The sequence below is a fragment of the Neisseria sp. P0001.S005 genome, from assembly GCF_051963715.1.
Genome location: NZ_JBQCTZ010000542.1, coordinates 1 through 527 on the forward strand (window position 1 = coordinate 1; position 527 = coordinate 527).

Consider the following 527-nt stretch of genomic DNA (forward strand, 5'->3'; position numbering starts at 1 on the left):
AACCAAGCTTCGAGTTTGGCGTTAGGCAGAACCAAAATGCCGGTATTGATTTCTTTCACGGCTTTTTGGGCGGCATCGGCGTCTTTTTCTTCGACAATGGCGGTTACGCTGCCGTTGCTGTCGCGGATGATGCGGCCCAAACCTGTCGGGTCGTTGGGTACATCGGTTAACAGGCCGACTTCGTCGCCTGCGGCTTCGAGCAGGGTTTCGAGGGTGGCTGCGTCAATCAGGGGGACGTCGCCGTACAACACCAGCGTGCGGCCTTCGGCAGACAGGTGCGGCAGGGCGGTTTTGACGGCGTGGCCGGTACCGAGCTGTTCGGTTTGTTCGACCCAAACGACATCGCGTTTGACGGTGTCCAAGACTTGCTCTTTGCCGTGGCCGATGACGACGCAGATGTTTTGGGGATTCAGGGAGGCGGCGGTGTCGATAACGCGCTCAACCATGGGAAGGCCGCCGATGCGGTGCAGCACTTTGGGCATTTTGGAGTACATGCGCGTGCCTTTGCCGGCGGCGAGGATGACGAT

The 527-nt window shown here is 59.4% G+C and carries 1 protein-coding gene; it reads right to left on the reverse strand.

Translation table 11 applies throughout. The features are described 5' to 3' along the window. Nucleotides 1-527 (reverse strand): NTP transferase domain-containing protein (locus ACTHSP_RS21555; protein WP_440346948.1); only part of this gene is annotated, 527 nt, incomplete at both ends.